The organism is Flavobacterium sp. Sr18, from assembly GCF_011064265.1.
Lineage (GTDB): Bacteria > Bacteroidota > Bacteroidia > Flavobacteriales > Flavobacteriaceae > Flavobacterium > Flavobacterium petrolei.
In genome coordinates this window covers 1,981,602-2,001,791 of sequence record NZ_CP049329.1, presented here as the reverse complement: position 1 = coordinate 2,001,791, position 20,190 = coordinate 1,981,602, and the positions used below count along the sequence as shown (strand labels likewise).

The window sequence follows — 20,190 nt, the reverse complement described above, 5'->3', positions numbered from 1 at the left end:
TTCAACGGATTTAGTTTTCTTTTATAAACGGAGCGATACTAGCCCAAGTGGCGTTAAAATTTACAATAAAAGCAGGATGACCAGCATTTGGAATAATCGCTAACTGGTGATTTGGAATCAGTAATGCGGCATTTAAAACATTTTGTACCGAGTTGCCCTCATCTCGGTCGCCCGCCATCACTAAAACGGGGCATTGTATAGAACTTAGTAATTCAGCTCCTACGGTAAGTTGGCTATAACAAGTCGCGATTTGCTGAAACACCTCTTTTAGTCGATTCGGTTCTGGCATTAAGTCGCGTTGTTGTGCCCAAAATTCCGAATCCATTTCCATCGCTTGATTAAAGTTGAAACTAAAATCCCTTAATCCGGGATATAAAACACCCGCGCCTATCACAATCATTTTTTTAACTTCTTCAGGATACATCGAGCCAAATTTATAAGCGGTAAATCCGCCATCACTAAATCCAAGAATCATTACTTTTTCTGGGGTTACTTTACGGATTACCGCCAATACATCATTTGCTCTTTGTTCTAATGTCAATGGTTCGGTTCCGATTTCCGATTTACCATGCCCACGAGTAGAAACTGCTATTACCCGAAAACGTACGGAAAGGCTGTCTATGATTTTTGCCATTTCTACGGTTGAACCAAACAATCCACCATGTAATAGTACAATGGGTTGTCCTTTGCCATATACTTCATAATAAATTTTGGCATCTTTTGATTGTACATAATGTCCCGCCAGTGGATTATTTCCATAGGGAATGGTATTTATTTGTTCGTCTTTGCTTTGCATGAAATGACGCAACGGTTTTTGTGCAAATACACTGGAGCAAAAAACTACATGTATTAAAAATGCTAATATTACTTTTTTCATCTACTTTACTTTATAAAATAATCCTGCTCCATAAGAAGTTCCTACAGTTCCTGGCTTCAATTGCAAATAATAACGGCTGGTTTGATTTTCTTCAACAGCTAAACTTCCCGCTTTTTTAATCTTAAAATCTGAATTATACTTTAATTTTTTTGGATCGGCTGGGATTCCAAAATCTTGTGGACCACCACCTTTATTTACTAATTCATTATACCCGACCAACATAGAATTTTCAATCTTGTAAGCATTTTTGGCTTCTTTTTCCAGAACCCACAATACATTGGCACCACTGATTACATTATTATAAAATTTAAAATCCTCCATTGTCGACCAAGTCCATACGACGGCTCCATAACTATTTAAAATTAAATTATGATGCATTGTACATTGATCTGCCGGTGTATTCCACATAACAACAGCATCTTTAACGCCATAAAAAACACAATGGTCAACCTCTAATTCTTTACCACTTGCTAAAATTCCTAAGTGATTTGGAAGAGCAAATTTATTTCCTAAAAACAAACATTGTGTTATTCTCAAATCGCTTAAATTCTTACCGTCCCAAACGATAGGATAATTTCGAACTAAAACCCCTTCAGAAGGTTTTTCGTGTACTGGTTCACCCAATATGCGCAAACCTTGAATAGTCACGTGGCTTGTTTCAATCAAAATACCATAATTAGAACCACCTGTTACTTCCTTTTTCTCATTCGTTTCGATGTTAAAAGGCATCGTTGAAACAATTATAGGCATCTTACTCGGATTCCAATCGGTACTATCAGGTAAAATTTCAGCGCGAATTATAAGATGTTCCTTTTTTGAAAACTTCCAATTTACTGGATTAAAAACGGCAGTTTCAGACAAACCATATGTTCCCGCTGCGAGATACACTTGAATAGTCCCTTCGCCAACCATTTTGTTGACCCGTTTCGCCGCTTCGGGTAGTGATCTAATCGGCTTGTCCTTTGTGCCATCGGAATCATCTTTTCCTAGATCTGGATTTACATATAAATGTATACCAATTTTTTTCTCACTAGTATTTACTTGAGCACATATATTTAGGGAAGCAAGCAAAATAATTATTAGCCAGATACTTTTGTTGATTTTCATATAATTTAAATGTTAAAATACTCGTTTAGTAGGTCTAATTGGTACTTGTACGAATATTAGTTTTTACAAACGTACAAACGTTTAGTGTATATTTGTAACCAATAAATTAAATACCGGTAACCAATAGGTTACCACAAATTATATGAGATATATAGAAAACCCTTATGATTGTCCCGTAACAAGAGCCATGTCCATTTTTGGAGGTAAATGGAAACCCATAATTTTAAATTGTATTGGCGAAAGTTCTTTGCGTTTCGGGAAACTAAACCAATTAATGCCTGCTATTTCAAACAAGGTACTTTCTAATGAATTAAAAGAATTAGAAACATTGGGTTTAATCGAAAGAAAAGAGTTTAAAGAAAGTCCTCAAAGAGTAGAATATACTTTATCTAATTCAGGAAAAAGTTTGATGCCTGTTTTGCATGAAATTGCAAGCTGGGGTAATTCAAATGAAGCAAAAAAGATTGTTACGGAAATGGTAAAGTAGAAAATCCCATCCATAACTGCGTTAAACAAATTTTTCAAGATTTCAATTGTGGAAAAATCGGGAAGCCCTCGCTAATTTTTGATCATAAAAAAAGCCCGACATTGCTGTCAGGCTTTTAAAGCTCCCTCTCTTGGGCTCGAACCAAGGACCCTCTGATTAACAGTCAGATGCTCTAACCAACTGAGCTAAGAAGGAAACTGTATATTTTTATTCTGGTGTGAATGAACGTTTTTAATTGCTTTATTGTGATGTTTGTTTCAGTTGTAAAGCGGTGCAAAGATAGGCTATCATTTGGTTTGTGCAAATAAAAATCAAACTTTTTTTTATTTTTTTTACTTCCCTACAATTGCCTTGTAAATGTCATTTCCGTTAGCAAATAGTAACAGTGTTATAAGTAATACGAAACCAACCATTTGCGCATTCTCTAGGAATTTGTCACTTGGTTTTTTACCGCTGATAATTTCATACAATAAAAACATTACGTGTCCTCCATCAAGTGCCGGAATAGGTAATAAGTTCATTACACCAAGCATTATCGATAATAATGCGGTGATGTTCCAGAAAACTTGCCAGCTCCAAGTATTAGGAAAAATGTCGAATATGGCCTTAAAACCACCCACTGATTTATATGCACCCGTACTTGGACTGAAAATCATTTTCAATTGTTTTCCGTATCCTACTAATTGATCTTTTCCTCTGGTAATCCCAACCGGAATAGATTCCATCAAGCTGAATTCCTGTTTGCTTACTTTGTAATAGCCCAGTTTTTCAAGTAACGCCATACTTAATTGTCCAACACCAATTCCTAATTTTCCATCATTAGTAACCATAACTGGTACTTTTATTTCTTTCTCGTCTCTTAAAATAGTTGCTGCAATCGTTTTGTTTTTGTTGCTTTCCAAAACCACTTTAGCTTGGTCAAAATATTTTGTCGGTTGCCCGTTCAATGCAAGAATAATATCTTTTGGTTGCAGCGCAGTGTTTTTTGATCCAGGGGTAACAGCTCCCACTACAAATGGCATTCTGATATCCAGCAACACACTTTTTTCATGTTTTGATAATTGATCCACAAAATCATTTGGCATTTTGATGGCTTGTTCTGTCCCATTTCTTACAATAAGCACTTTTTTTGCCATGATAACTTTCATCGTAAGATCATTGTCAAATTTGACAATTTTCTCACCATCCACAGAAACTATATGATCTCCAGTTTGGAAACCCACGTTTTGCATCGCCTTGTTTTCTACTAACAAACCGTCTTTCAAATCGGCATTAGCAATATAAGTATCACCATAAGCAAATGCCATTCCGATGTAAATGATAAAAGCCAAAATAAAATTCACCGTAACACCACCTAACATAATAATTAAACGTTGCCAAGCCGGTTTAGAACGAAATTCCCATGGTTGCGGAGGCAAAGCCATTTGTTCTTTGTCCATGCTTTCGTCAATCATTCCGGAAATTTTTACATATCCGCCCAAAGGCAACCAACCGATACCATATTCGGTTTCGCCAATTTTCTTTTTGATAAGGGAATATTTAACGTCAAAAAATAAGTAGAATTTTTCGACTCTGGTTTTAAACAGTTTAGCAGGAATAAAATGTCCTAATTCGTGAAGTATAATAAGTAATGATAAGCTCAATAAAAATTGAGAAAGCTTGATAACTATGTCCATTTTTTAATTTTAGTTCTTTTATAACTCACAAAAGTAAGGTTTTCTATTTGTTTATTTTACAATAATTGTTCCATACCATTTTAAAAGTTTGTTAATTAATGTAAATTGAATTCTAAGTTTGAGTTGTGAATCTTAACTTTACTTTTTTGAAATGAGTATTTCTTGTTTCTTTCACTTTTAAAATAAAGATATGTCTTCAAAATTATTTTCTCCACTCACAATAAAAAGCATCACGCTAAAAAATAGAATTGCTATTTCACCAATGTGCCAATATTCGGCCCAAGATGGCTTTGCCAATGATTGGCATCTTGTACATCTTGGAAGTCGCGCCAGCGGTGGAGCAGGATTAATCATTCAGGAAGCAACTTCAGTTTCTCCCGAAGGCCGAATTTCTCCCGAAGATTTAGGACTTTGGAAAGACGAGCAAATCGAAAAAATGCATCAGATTAATCAATTTATTATTAGTCAGAAATCGGTTCCCGGAATCCAATTGGCTCATGCCGGAAGAAAAGCAAGTGCCGCATCACCCTGGAACGGAGGCCGAAAACTAGACGCAACACAAGGAGGCTGGGATACCGTGGCGCCAAGTTCCGTTGCGTATCATCATACTGAAAACGATCCTGTTGCATTAGACGAAGTGGGAATTCAAAAAGTAGTTTCCGACTTTAAATCAGCCACAAAAAGAGCGGTTCAAGCAGGTTTTCAGGTAATGGAAGTTCATGCTGCGCACGGGTATTTATTGCATCAGTTTCTTTCGCCTTTGTCTAATTTTAGAACCGACGAATATGGTGGAAGTTTTGAAAACCGAATCCGTTTGACACTCGAAGTCGTGGATGCAGTTCAATCAGAATGGCCGGAAAATCTGCCTTTATTCGTTAGAATTTCGGCTACAGATTGGGCAGAAGGCGGATGGAATGCTGAAGAATCCGTACAGCTGTCGAAAATACTAAAAGAAAAAGACGTCGATTTAATAGATGTTTCTTCGGGAGGATTAGTGTCTCATCAACAAATTCCGCTAGGCCCGAATTACCAAGTTCCTTTTGCGGACCAAATTAAAAAAGAAACTGGAATCCTGACTGGAGCAGTTGGTTTAATTACTGAAGCCGCTCAAGCTGAGGAAATTGTCGCTTCAGGAAAAGCAGATTTAGTGTTATTTGCCAGAGAATCCCTTAGAAATCCGAATTTGGGATTGACATTTGCACATGATTTAAATGCTGATATCGAATGGCCAAAACAATACGAAAGAGCTAAAAAGTAAGATTTTGATTTTGAAACATATAAGTCATGTAAGTTTTTTTTTAAGATTTCTTAGATGACTTATTTGTTTAAATTTTGAAACAGATAAGTCATGTAAGTTTTACTTTAAAAAATTCTAAAATAACTGTATAAAAACATTCCAATTCTTATATGAACTTATATGCCTTATATGTTAAAAAATAGGTTTCAGTCTCTATTTTTGAAAGAAAAGAAATGACAAGAACTTCACTACTTATTTAATTTTTAAAAACTTATGTGGTTTATATGTTTAAAAAACACAGGCCATTAATTTGAAAAATAATACCATGCAAAAAATAAAAACTGCTTTACTTTCCTACGGAATGTCCGGGAAAGTATTTCATGCTCCTTTTTTAAATTTTCACCCCGGATTTGAACTCCTTGGTTCTTGGGAACGAACTAAAAAATTAATCCACCAAGATTTTCCTTCGGTAAAAAGTTACGCCACCATGGAAGAGTTGTTAGATGATGATGTAGATTTAGTTATAGTAAATACGCCGGTGGAAACGCATTATGAATATGCAAAACAAGTCCTTTTGGCCGGAAAACACGCTATTGTCGAAAAAGCATTTACCACAACGGTAGCCCAAGCGCAGGAATTAGCGGCTTTGGCCAAAGAAAAAGGATTGAAACTGGCCGTTTTCCAAAACAGAAGGTGGGACAGCGATTTCAAAACAGTCCAGAAAATTATTTCAGACAAAGTTTTGGGTGACATTGTGGAAGCCGAATTCCATTTCGACCGCTACAATCCACTTTTAAGTCCGAAACAACACAAAGAAACCGTTAATTCCGGTGCTGGAATTCTGAAGGATTTGGGACCGCATTTAATAGATCAAGCCTTGTGTTTGTTTGGAATGCCACAATCCGTTTTTTCGGATATACGCATCACACGAGAGCATTCTTTGGTGGATGATTACATTGATATTTTACTGTATTACTCCAATTTCCGTGTCCGACTCAAAGCAGGATTTTTTGTTCGGGAAGCGATTCCAGCCTTTGTTATTCATGGTAAGAAAGGTTCTTTCCTGAAACCGCGTGGTGATGTTCAGGAAGACGAATTGAAATTAGGAAATAAACCAAATTTAGAAACGTGGGGAACGGAATCCATTGAAAAACGGGGACTTTTGCACACTGAAATTAATGGTGAAATTGTTCAGGAAATTATCCCCACACTTCAAGGGAATTACTACGACTTTTTTGACGGAGTTTATCATTCGATTATAAATGACGTTGTAGAACCGGTGACGGCACAAGATGGCGTTCAGGTTATGCAAATCATTGAAGCTGCTATTCAAAGCAGTGCCCAGAAAAAAGCAATTGACCTATAAAATATAACGCGAATTCGCTAATTTCTATACTTTTTTAAAAATTAGCGAATTCGCGGTAATCATTTTTTATAAACAATAACGTTGTATTTTTCCTTAAATGTGTTGTTTTGACACAACCAATGATTGCTTTTTGTAATTTTGACGCCTTAAATGCTAAAATAAATCACTTTGATAGATTTAAACTTTTTAGGAAGGTCAAAAACGAAAGCCAAACTCAAGAAAACATACACTGAAGCCAAGCTTTCTTATTTAAACCGAATTCGTTGGGCAGTTTCCATGTTCTACTTTGGGATGGGATTGTGTTTTGCCACTTGGGCCAGCCGAATACCGGATATCAAAACGACTTTGAACCTTAGCGAAGGAGATTTAGGAAGTATTTTATTCGCTTTGCCATTAGGACAACTAGTAGTAATGCCTTTTTCTGGAAAATTGGTCACTCGTTTTGGAAGCCACAGAATCTTGATATTCGCCCTTTCACTATATGTTTTTAGCATGACAAATTTAGGTTTGGCTGTTGCGGCTTGGCAATTGTCGTTTGGATTATTTGTGTTTGGAATCTTTGGAAATCTATCTAATATCGCTGTAAACACACAAGGCGTTTACACCGAAGTGCTTTTCAAAAAAACTATCATGTCGTCCTTTCATGGGATGTGGAGTTTTGCTGGATTCATAGGAGCATTAGTAGGATTAGGAATGCTGGCTTTTGAGTTAACGCCTTACATTCACTTTCTCATTGTGGCCGGAATCGTATTTTTGATGATGGCTTTCAACTATAAATTTTTAATAAAAGCCAAAGAAACCGTACAAACCGAAAAGAAAAAATTATTCTCAAAACCGGACAGTGCGCTGATTTGGTTGGGAATAATCGGGTTTTGTTGCATGGCAAGCGAAGGCGTCATGTTCGACTGGAGCGGTGTTTATTTCAAAGATGTCATCAAAGCGCCCGGACCATTAGTGATTTTGGGATACACTTCTTTTATGATTATGATGGCCGGCGGAAGATTCTTAGGAGACGGTCTGATAGGTAAATTTGGTCGAAAAACCGTCTTACAAATCAGCGGAATCATGATATCAGCCGGACTTTTTACAGCAGTATTCTTCCCATTTGTCATTCCCGCAACCATCGCGTTTATGTTTGTTGGATTGGGAGTTTCCACCATAGTTCCTACAGTTTACAGTGTGGCCGGAAAAACCCCAAATGTATCGCCAAGCGTAGCCTTAACCACGGTTTCCAGCGTCAGTTTTCTGGGTTTTCTTATGGGTCCGCCAATCATCGGATACATCGCGGAGCTGTCAAGCCTTAGATTTTCATTCGCATTTATCGGCGTTTTTGGGATTCTTATCGCCATAATGGTGTCCCGAATCAAAGCAATAGAATAACTATAAATTTTTAGGAGCACAACATTTCGTTTCCATAAAAACAAACTGTCCCGCTGTTCGCAGTATCCACGCCCAAAAGCGTGGGATACTTGCTGCCATCGGGGCTACTGAATTCGTTTTAATTATCTAAGAACTTTCCCAAAAAAAGGACTCACTAAAAATAATTTCATTGAAAATCAATATGTTAGTATTTTTTTTATACATTTAACATTATAATTCTTTCATAGATTATTTTTATTTGATACTGCATGCAAAATACCACTTAGTCAGCATTATCGTTTTTAAGGTTTATACCACTTTTTCCAAAATTCACTTTTAATTATTTAGCGTTATCCCATTTCGGATTACGTTTTCAATGTTTTTAGTTCAACCGTTGCAATTCATTGTAGCGGTTGAACTTATTATCACAATTCCCGCTTTTTATACTGTAACCTCATCATCTAAATCTATGAGTAAATTTTACGTTGCATTCTTCTTTATGGTTCATATTGGATGTAGTATTGCACAAAACAGTACGGGTTTTTTTGGAAAAGTCGTGGATTCCAAAACCCAAAATCCATTAGGTTTTGTCGTCGTCAGTGTTCAAAATACGACTTTAATGCAACTCACAAAAGAGGATGGTAATTTTAATTTTGATTCAGTTCCCACAGGAAATATATTGCTTCTGGTACACAGTCAGGGTTTCAAAGATGGCTTGTATCCCGTTGAAATTACCGAAGGACAAATGCTGGATTTGGGAACCATAACTTTAGAAGAAGACCAATCCACGGAACAGCAAAACAGCATCATCACACTTATCGAAAGCGATTTTGGCGAGGACAACAGCAGTTCCGAAAGTACTTCCGGACTTTTACAATCCTCCAGGGATGCTTTCTTGCAAGCCGCTGCTTTCAACTGGGGACAAGCTCGTTTTAGAGTTCGTGGATTAGACAGCGAACATTCCACGATGATGATTAATGGCGTTTCCATGAATAAAATTTATGATGGAAGACCACAATGGGGAGAATGGGGCGGATTGAATGACGCGCTCCGCAATCAGGAATTTACCCTGGGAACCGCTCCTTCGGATTATACTTTTGGCGGAATTTTGGGAACACAAGAAATTAATACGCGAGCTTCCATTTACAGACCGGGCTCCCGAATCTCATTTTCATCAACCAATACCAATTACAGTTGGCGCACCATGGCAACGCATGCTTCCGGCATGAATTCCCGCGGTTGGGCTTTTGTCGTTTCGGCAGGAAAGCGCTGGGCGCAGGAAGGATATTTTGAAGGGACCAATTATGATGCGAATTCCTTTTTTATAAGTCTCGAAAAAAAGTTAAGTGAGAAACATTCGTTAAATCTGACGGCACTGTATACCCCGAATTCCAGAGCCAAAAACTCTCCAAACACTGCCGAAGTTACGCAATTGACAAACGTAAAATACAATTCGTATTGGGGTTTTCAGGACGGTGAAAAAAGGAATGCCCGTATGAAAACCATTGAAGAACCTACGATTATGCTGAATTATTATTTTAAAATTAGTGATAAAACCAATCTGAATTCGAGTGTAATGTATCAATTTGGAAAAATTGCCAACAGCAACATCGATTATCAAAATGCCAATAGTCCGGACCCAACGTATTACAGAAAAATGCCCAGTTATTACAGCTCACTTTATGCACCGGATAACGGAGAATTTTCGGGAGCATTCACTCCAGATTATGAAAATGCGGAAAAAAGCAAAGTGGCATTTTTAGCCAATCCTCAAATTGATTGGGCGGCATTGTACCAAGCCAATCAAAATCCAATTTTGGATGCTAATGGAACAATTACGGGCTACGAACCCACAAAAAGTAAGTACGTTTTATATGAAGATCAAGTTGAAGATGAAACCGCAGTGGCCACAACAAATTTGACTGCGCAGCTGTCGGAAAATATTTTTATGAATGCCGGAGCGTCTTTCAAAAAACTAAAATCGCACAATTCACAAAAATTGTTGGACTTGCTTGGCGGTTCTTATTTTGAAGATATTGATGCTTTTTATAGCGGAAATCAATCGCAATCTGATTTGAATAATCCAGACCGTCAAGTAGTCGTTGGCGATACATACGGATACAATTATAATTATTTTGCCAATACTTTAGAAGCGTTTACCCAATTCAAATTCACCTACAACAAAGTAGATTTTTATCTGGCTCAGAATTTTTCAACCGCAAATTATCAAAGAGAAGGTTTGTACAAAAACGGAATCTATGAAACCAATTCCTTCGGGAAAAGTGAGAAAGTTGCGTTTGAAAACTTTGGCTTCAAAGCCGGATTCAATTTGAAAATCTCCGGTAAGCAGTTGATGACTTTCAATGCGGCACATTTAACTAAAGCACCTTCTTTGAAAAATACGTTTGCAAATTCCCGATTGAATAATACAATTGTAGATGGAATCGAAAGTGAGAACATCAGCAGTTTGGACGCTAGTTATGTTTATCGGTCTCCAAAACTGAAAGCGCGACTGACAGCCTATTATTCACTAATTAAAAATGCGACTCAAATTTCCTTCTTTTATGCCGAAGGAATTTTTGATGATGGCTCAGGATATTTAAACACCGATGCTTTTGTAAGCCAAACATTAACAAAATTGAATAAGAAGAATTTTGGGGCCGAATTCAGTTTGGAATACCAATTGACACAAACATTTAAAACCACTTTTTCAGCGGCTTTTGGTGAATATACGTATGACAGTAATCCAAAGGTGACGTTGACAAACGATGCCGAAGCAACTCCAGAAAATACCAGTCCGGTTTTTGATTTTGGAACGGCTTCCCTCAAAAATTACAAGCAAGCGGGAATGCCACAACGCGCGTACTCCGTGGGAATTGAATATCGAGATCCAAAATATTGGTGGATTAGCGCCAATGTAAATTACCTCACCAACAGTTATATTGATATTTCACCCATTTCCAGAATCGAAATTTTTTATAAGAATCCCGCAAGCGGTTTCAATTTTCCGGAGGCGACGGAAGAAAGAGCCGCAGTATTATTAAAACAAGAAGAATTTGATCCTACAATGTTGCTCAATCTCGTGGGTGGAAAATCATGGCGAATTTATGGAAAGAATGTTGGCGTTTTTGCCAGCATCAATAATGTACTTGATGTTACCTATAAAACCGGTGGTTACGAACAAGCCCGAAACGCCAATTTCAGACAAATTAATCAGGATGTTTCCAGCGGTACACCTTCTTTTGGACCAAAATATTTCTACGGATACGGCAGAACGTTTTTCGTAAATCTTTATATCAATCTATAAATTAAAGCAGATGAAATCAACATTTTACAAATCTATTCTATTTTTACTGTTGACAATCACATTTGGTAGTTGTGTGACAGATGAGGTTGTGGCTCCAAAATTAGTTTGTACACAGCCGGATTTAGTGACTAATAAATCAGTTAGCGAAGTTCATGCGGTCGCAAATGCCATTGTAACGCAATACAAATACGATGATATCATTGAGGCTTATGTGGTTTCCAGCGATGAATCGGGGAATTTTTTCAAATCGATTTCTTTTCAGACTTTGGCAAAAGCTACAACACCAGCCATAGGATTTAGCGTTCCTGTGGATGCTACAAATTTGTATATTGATTACAGGTTAGGCAATAAAGTATACATAAAGTTGAAAGATCAATACACGGATATTTCGTTTGGTGGCATGAGTATCGGAAGTATTTTTGTGAATTCCTATAATGAAGGCGGAGTAGGGCGGCTTTCGCAAAATGAGTATAAAAAAGTGTTGAATGCGTCGTGTACGAATGTCAAAGAGGAGGCTTTAGTTCGCTCGTTAACCATGTCGGAACTGCTAAATGATTCTAATTTGAATACATTGGTTGAGTTGTCTGATGTTCAGTTTTCAGCTGCTGCAGTAGGGCGTCATTATTTTGAGGAAACTAATAATGTGGGCGGTGCGACGAACTGGGGTTTGATGGATAAATTAGGCAATCAAGTGTATTTTAGAACGAGTAGTTTTTCTGATTTTGCAACTAAAATAGTTCCCAATGGAAGCGGAAAAGTGAGAGGAATTTTGACGAAATACGGAACGGATTACCAATTGTTGCCCCGCTCCGAAAAAGATGTGGTGATGACCGGAACAAGAGCAGTTCCTTTTTTCTCCCAAGATTTTGAAAAAGTTATCGATAAGTCAAATTTAAGCCTTCCCGGTTGGGCAAATATGGTCCAAAAAGGAACACTTTTCTGGAAAGGCACAGTGTATTCCGGAAACGGGTATGCCGAGTTTGCCATTAGTGGAACCAAAGTCGTTTCGAATATTGCTTGGTTGATTTCGCCAAAAATTGATATGGATGTTCATACGAAAGAAGTCCTGACTTTTAGGAGCGCTCAGCATCATTTAGATATCGATTCACCATTAAATTCTCTTGAAGTTTATGTTTCCAGTAATTTTGACGGATTGAATTTTGCTACTGCGACTTGGACTCCATTGGTGGTTAATTTACCGAAACAAGCCACGCCTTGGTATCAATTTATAGGAAGTGGCGCCGTAGATTTATCTTCGTACAAAGGCAAAATCAATATTGCTTTTAAATATACCGGTTCCGGCAAAAATCTGGCTCTGGATGGTGCTTTTCAAGTAGATGATGTTCAGGTTTTTGGTGATAAATGATTTTTATAAAAGGCTTTGCTTGAATTACTATATTTGCAGCCTTAACATTAAAATTAAATTATGAAATCTACCTTATTAGCCCTAATTTCTTTATTATTTGTTTCTTGTTTATCAGATAACGAATCATCTAAACCAGTTGATTACACGGTGCAAAACGAAAAAGAAATCGTGGATTACATTGCCAAAAATAAATTGACTGCTACAAAAACCGATTCAGGTTTGTATTATGTTATTAATGAAGCGGGAACTGGCGCTCAACCAACAGCTTCATCTAATGTAACAGTGGCATACAAAGGATATTTTACGAATGGAAATATTTTTGATCAAAGTAAACCAGAAGGAATTTCCTTTGGTTTGAACCAAGTGATAAAAGGATGGACAGAAGGTATTCCTTATTTTAAAGAAGGTGGAAACGGAGTTCTTTTAATCCCTTCTCATTTAGGGTATGGAAGCAATGGTAGCGGGCCGATTCCAGGAGGATCTGTACTTGTTTTCGATGTCAAACTGATTAAAGTAAATTAAGATTTATTGGTCAGCTATCATTAAAAATTTTAAAGTCTGTCCTATCAGAAACAGGAGTTATCTATTTGTTTAGATTGCTCCTGTTTTTTTGATAATAGATACACCTAAACGGATTGTATTCAAATTGAAGAATATATTTGGAGTAAAAATTTTATACTTTGATTGGTTTTTGTATTTTGGCAATTCCAAAAAGATATAGATACCGAATGAAAACCTACTTTATTGCCCTATTTATTATCACCTTTCCGTTTTTGGCACAAAGCCAAATTACAGAAAATTCAGTCAAGTTAAAGCAAATTAATATTGTAAAGACTAATTTTCGAAACTTAAAAAGTGGTGAGATTATAAATAAAACCATCTTATTTAAGGACGGAAAATTACAGTCCATTAAAACATCTGACGTTATTCAAAGTTTTTTTTATAATCCAAAAGAATTATTGGACATGACAGTCAAAGAACGACAAGGAAGTAACTGGAAAGAGGTTGTAAATTACGCTTATAATAAAGAGGATCAATTGGTAAAGTTTACCAAGAAATACGAAGAAGGTGGAGAACTTGTTACTAAAACAGTTACGATAACTTATGAAGGATCAAGAGTAAAAGCAGTAACTAAAAAAAGTAACAGTCATCAAACCCTGATTGAAGACATTGAATATGTTGTTGAAAATGGACTTATAGCCAGACGTTCTTCCAGGGATCGAAATCAACAAATAGTTAATAAAATAGAGTATGTGTATTCAAAAGATAATATTGTCAGACACAAAGGATTGATTGGTGATAAATCAATTAAGAATTATACTTTTGATGATAAAAACTCTGCTGATTTATTAATAGTGAAAAACATTTTTGGTCAAAATTATAAAACGATTGTGCCACTAGTTTCTTTTCATGAAGATGAATTTGATTTTGAATCAATATCTAATAATAATGAGTTAAGTTTTCCTCTACTGCAGTAAATGATATTGGTAAAAGCAGAAAATACAAATACAATAATTTAAACTATCCAGTATCCTGTTCCATTGTAGAAGAAAATGGGATAGTAAAAACGGAGTTTAATTATTTATACGAATAATAGAAAGTCAATGTATGATCCTGTTTTTCTTTCCGTATTTTTTAGAAAATAAAAAGGCTGTCTATTTAGACAGCCTTTTTTTAGTTAGTTACTTTTTGATTTCAACGATGCTTATCGCATAACCTCCACCCGGAGCACTGAGTTGTGCCAGTTTTGATTGGTTCGTTACTTTCATTTTACGAATCGTATATGCTTGTGGGTTTGTTTTATAATGTGCATCCTTGGCATCTGCATAAATGGTTGCCTCATATTTTTTTCCTTTTTCCAAGAAATCAAATTTGATTGTTGAGGTACGAGAAGTTTCTCCATTTACATTACCGATGAACCAATTATTCGTCACTTTTGCTTTACGCGCAACGGTAACATATTGACCGGGTTCTGCTTCAAGGTATTTACTGTCCGACCAATCTACTGCTACATCTTTGATAAACTGGAACGCATCTGGAAAACGGTCATAATTTTCTGGAGTATCAGCTGCCATTTGCAACGGGCTGTACATTGTTACATACAAAGCCAATTGGTTTGCAATTGTACTGTTTACATGGGAGTTGTTGTCCTTATTCATTTTACTCAAATCCATTTCAAAAATTCCAGGCGTATAATCCATCGGTCCGCCCACTAAACGTGTAAAAGGCAACACCGTCACGTGATTTGCTTTTGATCCGCCAAAAGATTGATATTCTGTTCCGCGTGCCGCTTCATTACCAATTAAGTTTGGATATGTTCGTGCAATTCCTGTAGGACGAACTGCCTCATGCGCATTCACCATAATTTTATAATCAGCTGCTTTCTCTATTGCGAATTGATAATGGTTATTCATAAATTGGTTATAATGATTTCCGCCATTTTCAATGATAGAACCTACATAACCACTTTTTACAGCATCATATCCATTGTCTTTCATAAACTGATACGCTTTATCCATGTGACGCTCGTAGTTACGTACAGAACCAGAAGTTTCATGGTGCATCATCATTTTAACGCCTTTTGATTTGGCATATTCATGTAATCCTTTGACATCAAAATCCGGGTAAGGAGTCAGAAAATCAAAAACATAATCTTTCGAATGTCCAAACCAGTCTTCCCAGCCTTCATTCCAGCCTTCGACTAAAACGGCATCAAAACCATGTTTAGCTGCAAAATCAATGTATTTTTTCACATTGGCGTTATTAGCACCATGTTTTCCATTAGGTTTTGCTTTTGAAAAATCAGTAACGCCAAGTTGTACCGTAGGAAATTCATCCGTATACGCCCAAGAACTTTTTCCAGTAATCATTTCCCACCAAACACCTACGTATTTAACGGGTTTTATCCATGATGTATCTTCAATTTTGTTAGGGTCGTTCAAGTTCAATGTCATTTTTGAAGCCAAAATTTCTCTGGCATCATCACTAACAATTATGGTACGCCAAGGCGAATGATTTGGCGCCTGCATGTGTCCTTTGTCTCCTTTTGAATCTGGTGTCAACCAAGATTCGAAAACCATAGTTTTATCATCCAGATTCAAATGCATGCATGAATAATCGATTAAAGCTGCTTCGTGTAAATTGATATACAATCCCTCCGCGGTTTTTAGCATTAACGAAGTTTGAACTCCTGTCAAAGAAAAAGAAGTTTGGGATACATTTGCCGTTTTTGCTTTTTCAGCTAATCCTCTGATTTCTGATAATTTTGAGGTAGTGTAATCATATTCTTGGGTATCATAATCACCAGGGATCCAAAACGCGGTATGATCGCCTGTCATGGCAAACTGAGTTCTTTCTTCTTTGATTACAAAATAAGTAAGGTTTTTTTGCGAAGGGAATTCATAACGAAATCCTAGACCATCGTCAAACAAACGGAAACGAATCACAATTTGTCTATCGGTTTCTTTTTGATTTAAGGTTACTGCCAATTCGTTATAATGGTTGCGAATGGAGGCTACTTCTCCCCAAACTGGTTTCCAGTTTTCATCAAAAGTTGTTGCTTTGGTATCAATAACAGTAAAGTCATTTAGCAACGATTTTTTATCATTTTTTAACTCAAGACCCAATTTACTTGGTTTTACAACTGCTTTATTTTTGTAGTTCAAACTGTAACTTGGAGTTCCGTCGTTTTGTAAGGAGAACTCCATTACAAATTTTCCATTGGGTGATTTTAACTGCTGAGATTGTGCAGGGCTAAAAAACGCGAGCCACATTAGGGCTGTGAAAAGAAATTGCTTCATTTTTTAAATAGAATTTGATAAATTAATTTTTCAGGTGTGGTAATAGATTCTGATTTTCACGAAATCGATTTATTGAAAAACCCATAGTTTTCCATATTTCTAAAAGGTAAAAGTAAACGCTTTACACACTACATATTTTTGTCATCATAAAAAAGTAGATTGCGTTTCTCATTTTTAAATGCAAGATACTGAATAACTGTTTATTATGTAAATTTAGTATTTAAAAAAAGTGGTAGATTTATAATAAAAAATAGACCTTTGTTATTGTTTTTATCCCAAAGACCTATTTGAAAAACAGCATTTTTCTATTTTAGATTGGTTCCAATCCGCATTACGTTAGCTTCAAAATCTTCTCGTGGACCAGCGGCTTTGTTTTTGAGTTGCGAACGGTAATTGTAAATTGTGGATACCGAATAGCGCAGGAAAGTCGATATTTTTGCGCTGTCCTTGATGCCCAAACGAATCAGTGCAAAGATTCTTAATTCCGTATTTAGGAGTTCGCCCTCCTTCAGTTGTATGGCTTCGTCGTCAATCAATAAAGCGCTGAATTCTTGTATAAAGTTAGGGAAGAGTTGCAGGAACGTCTTGTCGAAATTCGTTAGAAATGCTGCGAGTTCATTTTCGACAAACTGTTTTGATTTTACGGCACTAATCAGGTCGTTCATTTTTCCCGTTGTTGCCATCACATTCAATTTTCGGCGGTATTCGTCCAATTTTCCGATGTAGTCTGAACACTGATCCATGTAACGACCAATGTATATTTCTTTCAAAAGATTGGCTTCGGTCAGCGTATAATTGGTTTCATTCAATTTTTCATTGAAAGTATTTAGTTCAGTATTCAACTCCGAAAGCTTGCTGTTGGCCAAACTTAAATCCTGTTTTGCTTTGGATAATTTTTTCATTTGCTTGAAAAGTAAAAAAAGCACCGCCAACAAGAACATGGATAAGATACTCGCACTTATTAAAAACAGTACCAACTGAAATCGATTGGTTTCATTTTGTTTTTGATACGCCTCGTTGATAATAGGCAACATCTTTGAGATTTCGTAGGTTCGTAGGCGTGCATTACAAAAAAGAGCGTCTTCAAGAGAGCGTTTTATGTATTTGTAAGCGCGATCAATATCCCCGTTTTCATACATTAGAAAAGCCAACGAACGCAACGAAATATATTCTTTCTTGGCCAACTGCAAATCGGATATAGCCGAAATAGTCAACCATGTTTTCTCCTGATTAAAGTCTTTTTTTTGGCGATACGCCTGTGAAATAATGTAGGCAATAACCGCTCGATCATCACTGTTGTGAGCAATTTTCGGGAAATAGTTCAGTAATAAAGCCAGTGTTTCCTTGTGTTTTCCGGCATCAAGAAGCGTACTGGATTTCGCCATAATATAGGCGCTTGATTGCGGTTTGTAATAATTTAAAGAAGAATCACGGTACTTTTTTGTTAAAACAATATACTTATTCTTTTCCTGAAGTGAAGCCGCATAATCGGACATATAGCCATAAACGACACTGTTTACCGTAAAATAATAGCCTTTTAGTTCGGGTGAAGTAGTGATGTTGATTCGATTAAGAATTTCGGTTGCTTCCTTGTACATTCCTAATGTTCCCATGATGGAAGCTAGATTTAATCGGGCATGATTTAGCTTTTCAATGTCATTTAGTTTTTCGGCTATTTGAAAACTCTTTCGAGCGTAAATCAACGCGGAATCGGATTGATACGATTTATATTCAGCATACAACTTTCCGTAAACATCATATTTTTGAATATCGGACGAAGTAGAAAGCAGCAGTTCTTTGAGTTTGTTGATTTGAATCTCTTTTTTATCTGAATACAATTGGTAATCCGCAACTGTTTGATCCAATTCCTGCAATAATTGTTCAGAATTATTTTGGGCAAAAAGAAAAACAGGAAGCAAGAATGCAATAAGTACTGTCAAAAAGCGATTCATTCAAATGGTATTAAATTGCTGTAAAAATAATTAAAAATCCAATGGAACTCCTAAAGTAAGCAGTGCAAAGGTTTGAGATTTTACAATTACTGCAAATTTGCTAATTTCTTTTGGTGCTTCTTTGGTCTAATATGTCGTTCGACCAAAATACTATCATTATTCACACGTTATGATTTTTTTATAAACCCAGAACTCAATAAGTCCCTTACAAATCATTAAATTTGTAACTTATTCAAAAATATGTTAGAAAAAGAAGTATTAAATTTCGAAAAAACGGCTATAGTTGGTATTGTAACTCAAAACCAAAGTGAAGAGAAACTGCGCGAATATCTTGACGAATTGGAGTTTTTGACTTTTACCGCAGGAGGCCAAGTGGTGAAACGTTTTTCGCAAAAAATGGAACGTCCAAATCCTAAGACTTTTGTAGGAACTGGAAAAATTGAAGAGATTCATCTTTTTGTAAAAGAAAATGATATATCTACTTTGGTATTTGATGATGAATTATCGCCTTCACAGCAAAAAAATATATCTAAAATCATAACAGAATGTAAAATTCTGGACAGAACGCACCTTATCCTGGATATTTTTGCGCAACGTGCTGAAACTTCTTATGCAAGAACGCAGGTAGAATTAGCACAATGTATCTATATGTTGCCTCGATTATCGGGACTTTGGACACACCTTGAACGTCAAAAAGGGGGAATTGGAATGCGTGGACCCGGAGAGACAGAGATTGAGACAGACAGACGTATTGTACGGGATAGAATTGCTTTATTGAAAGATAAAATCAAAGCAATCGACAAGCAAATGGGAACGCAAAGAGGCAATCGCGGTTCCATGGTACGCGTGGCTTTAGTTGGATATACAAATGTGGGGAAATCGACTTTGATGAATGCCGTTGGGAAAAGTGACGTTTTTGTAGAGAACAAACTTTTTGCTACGTTGGACACCACCGTTCGAAAAGTAGTTATTAAAAACCTGCCTTTTTTACTTTCGGATACTGTAGGATTTATTAGAAAATTACCAACGCAACTGGTTGATTCTTTCAAAAGTACGCTGGATGAGGTTCGCGAAGCGGATTTGTTATTGCACGTAGTTGATATTTCGCATCCGGAATTTGAAGATCATATTGCATCCGTAAACCAAACGTTATTGGACATCAAGGCAAATGACAAACCCGTTATTATGGTTTTCAACAAAATCGATGCGTACAAGCATTTGACTATTGACGAAGATGATTTAATGACCGAAAAAACACCAAGACATTACACGCTGGAAGAATGGAAAGCGACATGGATGAGTCGAGTAGGAGAGCAAAATGCATTGTTTATTTCCGCTACCGAGAAAGAAAATTTTGAGGAATTTAGAGAACGCGTTTATGAGGCTGTAAGACAAATTCACATCACCCGTTTTCCGTACAATAAGTTTTTATATCCGGATTATAAAGACGCAGTGGAGAAAGAAGACAAAGAAGAAGAAGAAAACGAATAATTTTCAATTTATAGAGTACAAAGCTATCAGTTTGAGCGCAGTCTAGAACAGCGCTAGTGCAGCAACAGAATCCCTTTTGATATTTTCAAAAGGGATTTTTTTTGGGCCTGTCCCAGCTTTCTCTGCGTTACAGCTGCGTCAGGCTGTTCGCTATAATCTCCCGAA

The 20,190-nt window shown here is 36.5% G+C and carries 14 protein-coding genes and 1 tRNA gene; 9 read left to right on the top strand and 6 right to left on the bottom strand.

Features of this window, described 5'->3' with window-relative positions; all coding sequences use genetic code 11:
• Positions 1 to 10 precede the first annotated feature (10 nt).
• The gene (locus G7A72_RS08890) at positions 11 to 877 is read right to left on the bottom strand and encodes an alpha/beta fold hydrolase (protein WP_165152214.1); all 867 of its coding nucleotides are present in this window, start codon (positions 875 to 877) and stop codon (positions 11 to 13) included.
• Complete coding sequence (locus tag G7A72_RS08885) at positions 878 to 1,984, bottom strand: hypothetical protein (RefSeq protein ID WP_165152213.1); 1,107 nt, start codon at positions 1,982 to 1,984, stop codon at positions 878 to 880.
• A 142-nt stretch (positions 1,985 to 2,126) separates the two neighbouring features.
• Here G7A72_RS08885 and G7A72_RS08880 point away from each other — a divergent pair, with 142 nt between their 5' ends.
• Entirely contained in the window at positions 2,127 to 2,471 is a 345-nt protein-coding gene (locus tag G7A72_RS08880) for a helix-turn-helix domain-containing protein (protein WP_165152212.1), read from the top strand.
• 121 nt (positions 2,472 to 2,592) lie between these two features.
• On the opposite strand, the gene G7A72_RS08875 is transcribed toward G7A72_RS08880, so the two are convergent.
• Both G7A72_RS08875 and rseP read right to left on the bottom strand, forming a co-directional pair.
• Positions 2,593 to 2,666 (bottom strand) — tRNA-Asn (locus G7A72_RS08875).
• Positions 2,667 to 2,803: 137 nt separating this feature from the next.
• Positions 2,804 to 4,147, bottom strand: a complete 1,344-nt coding sequence (rseP, locus tag G7A72_RS08870) for an RIP metalloprotease RseP (protein ID WP_165152211.1) — start codon at positions 4,145 to 4,147, stop codon at positions 2,804 to 2,806.
• A 190-nt stretch (positions 4,148 to 4,337) separates the two neighbouring features.
• Between rseP and G7A72_RS08865 the strand changes: the two genes are divergently transcribed.
• The 7 genes from G7A72_RS08865 (at position 4,338) to G7A72_RS08835 (ending at position 14,260) form a co-directional block, all read left to right on the top strand.
• On the top strand, positions 4,338 to 5,405 hold the full coding sequence (locus G7A72_RS08865) for an NADH:flavin oxidoreductase/NADH oxidase (protein ID WP_165152210.1): 1,068 nt from the start codon (positions 4,338 to 4,340) through the stop codon (positions 5,403 to 5,405).
• A gap of 304 nt (positions 5,406 to 5,709) precedes the next feature.
• Positions 5,710 to 6,750, top strand: coding sequence for a Gfo/Idh/MocA family oxidoreductase (locus G7A72_RS08860; RefSeq protein WP_165152209.1), 1,041 nt, complete (start codon positions 5,710 to 5,712; stop codon positions 6,748 to 6,750).
• A gap of 168 nt (positions 6,751 to 6,918) precedes the next feature.
• Positions 6,919 to 8,130 carry an MFS transporter gene (locus G7A72_RS08855; RefSeq protein WP_165152208.1) on the top strand — a complete coding sequence of 404 codons (1,212 nt, stop codon included), beginning with the start codon at positions 6,919 to 6,921 and terminating at the stop codon, positions 8,128 to 8,130.
• A gap of 448 nt (positions 8,131 to 8,578) precedes the next feature.
• Positions 8,579 to 11,416, top strand: coding sequence for a carboxypeptidase-like regulatory domain-containing protein (locus tag G7A72_RS08850; RefSeq protein WP_165153713.1), 2,838 nt, complete (start codon positions 8,579 to 8,581; stop codon positions 11,414 to 11,416).
• Between the two features lie 10 nt (positions 11,417 to 11,426).
• Positions 11,427 to 12,782: a DUF5689 domain-containing protein gene (locus G7A72_RS08845; protein WP_165152207.1), complete on the top strand. Its 1,356-nt coding sequence runs from the start codon at positions 11,427 to 11,429 to the stop codon at positions 12,780 to 12,782.
• Positions 12,783 to 12,842: 60 nt separating this feature from the next.
• A complete protein-coding gene (locus G7A72_RS08840; protein WP_113664791.1) occupies positions 12,843 to 13,304 on the top strand; it encodes an FKBP-type peptidyl-prolyl cis-trans isomerase in 462 nt (153 codons plus the stop codon).
• Positions 13,305 to 13,510: 206 nt separating this feature from the next.
• Positions 13,511 to 14,260, top strand: coding sequence for a hypothetical protein (locus G7A72_RS08835; RefSeq protein WP_241258499.1), 750 nt, complete (start codon positions 13,511 to 13,513; stop codon positions 14,258 to 14,260).
• 204 nt (positions 14,261 to 14,464) lie between these two features.
• Here the strand turns inward: G7A72_RS08835 and G7A72_RS08830 are convergent, their stop codons facing one another.
• Positions 14,465 to 16,582 (bottom strand): glycoside hydrolase family 97 protein, encoded by a 2,118-nt coding sequence (locus tag G7A72_RS08830; protein WP_165152206.1) that lies wholly within the window; start codon positions 16,580 to 16,582, stop codon positions 14,465 to 14,467.
• 305 nt (positions 16,583 to 16,887) lie between these two features.
• Positions 16,888 to 18,534 carry a DUF6377 domain-containing protein gene (locus G7A72_RS08825; RefSeq protein WP_165152205.1) on the bottom strand — a complete coding sequence of 549 codons (1,647 nt, stop codon included), beginning with the start codon at positions 18,532 to 18,534 and terminating at the stop codon, positions 16,888 to 16,890.
• Between the two features lie 240 nt (positions 18,535 to 18,774).
• Between G7A72_RS08825 and hflX the strand changes: the two genes are divergently transcribed.
• A complete protein-coding gene (gene hflX, locus G7A72_RS08820; RefSeq protein WP_165152204.1) occupies positions 18,775 to 20,025 on the top strand; it encodes a GTPase HflX in 1,251 nt (416 codons plus the stop codon).
• The last annotated feature ends 165 nt before the right edge of the window (positions 20,026 to 20,190 follow it).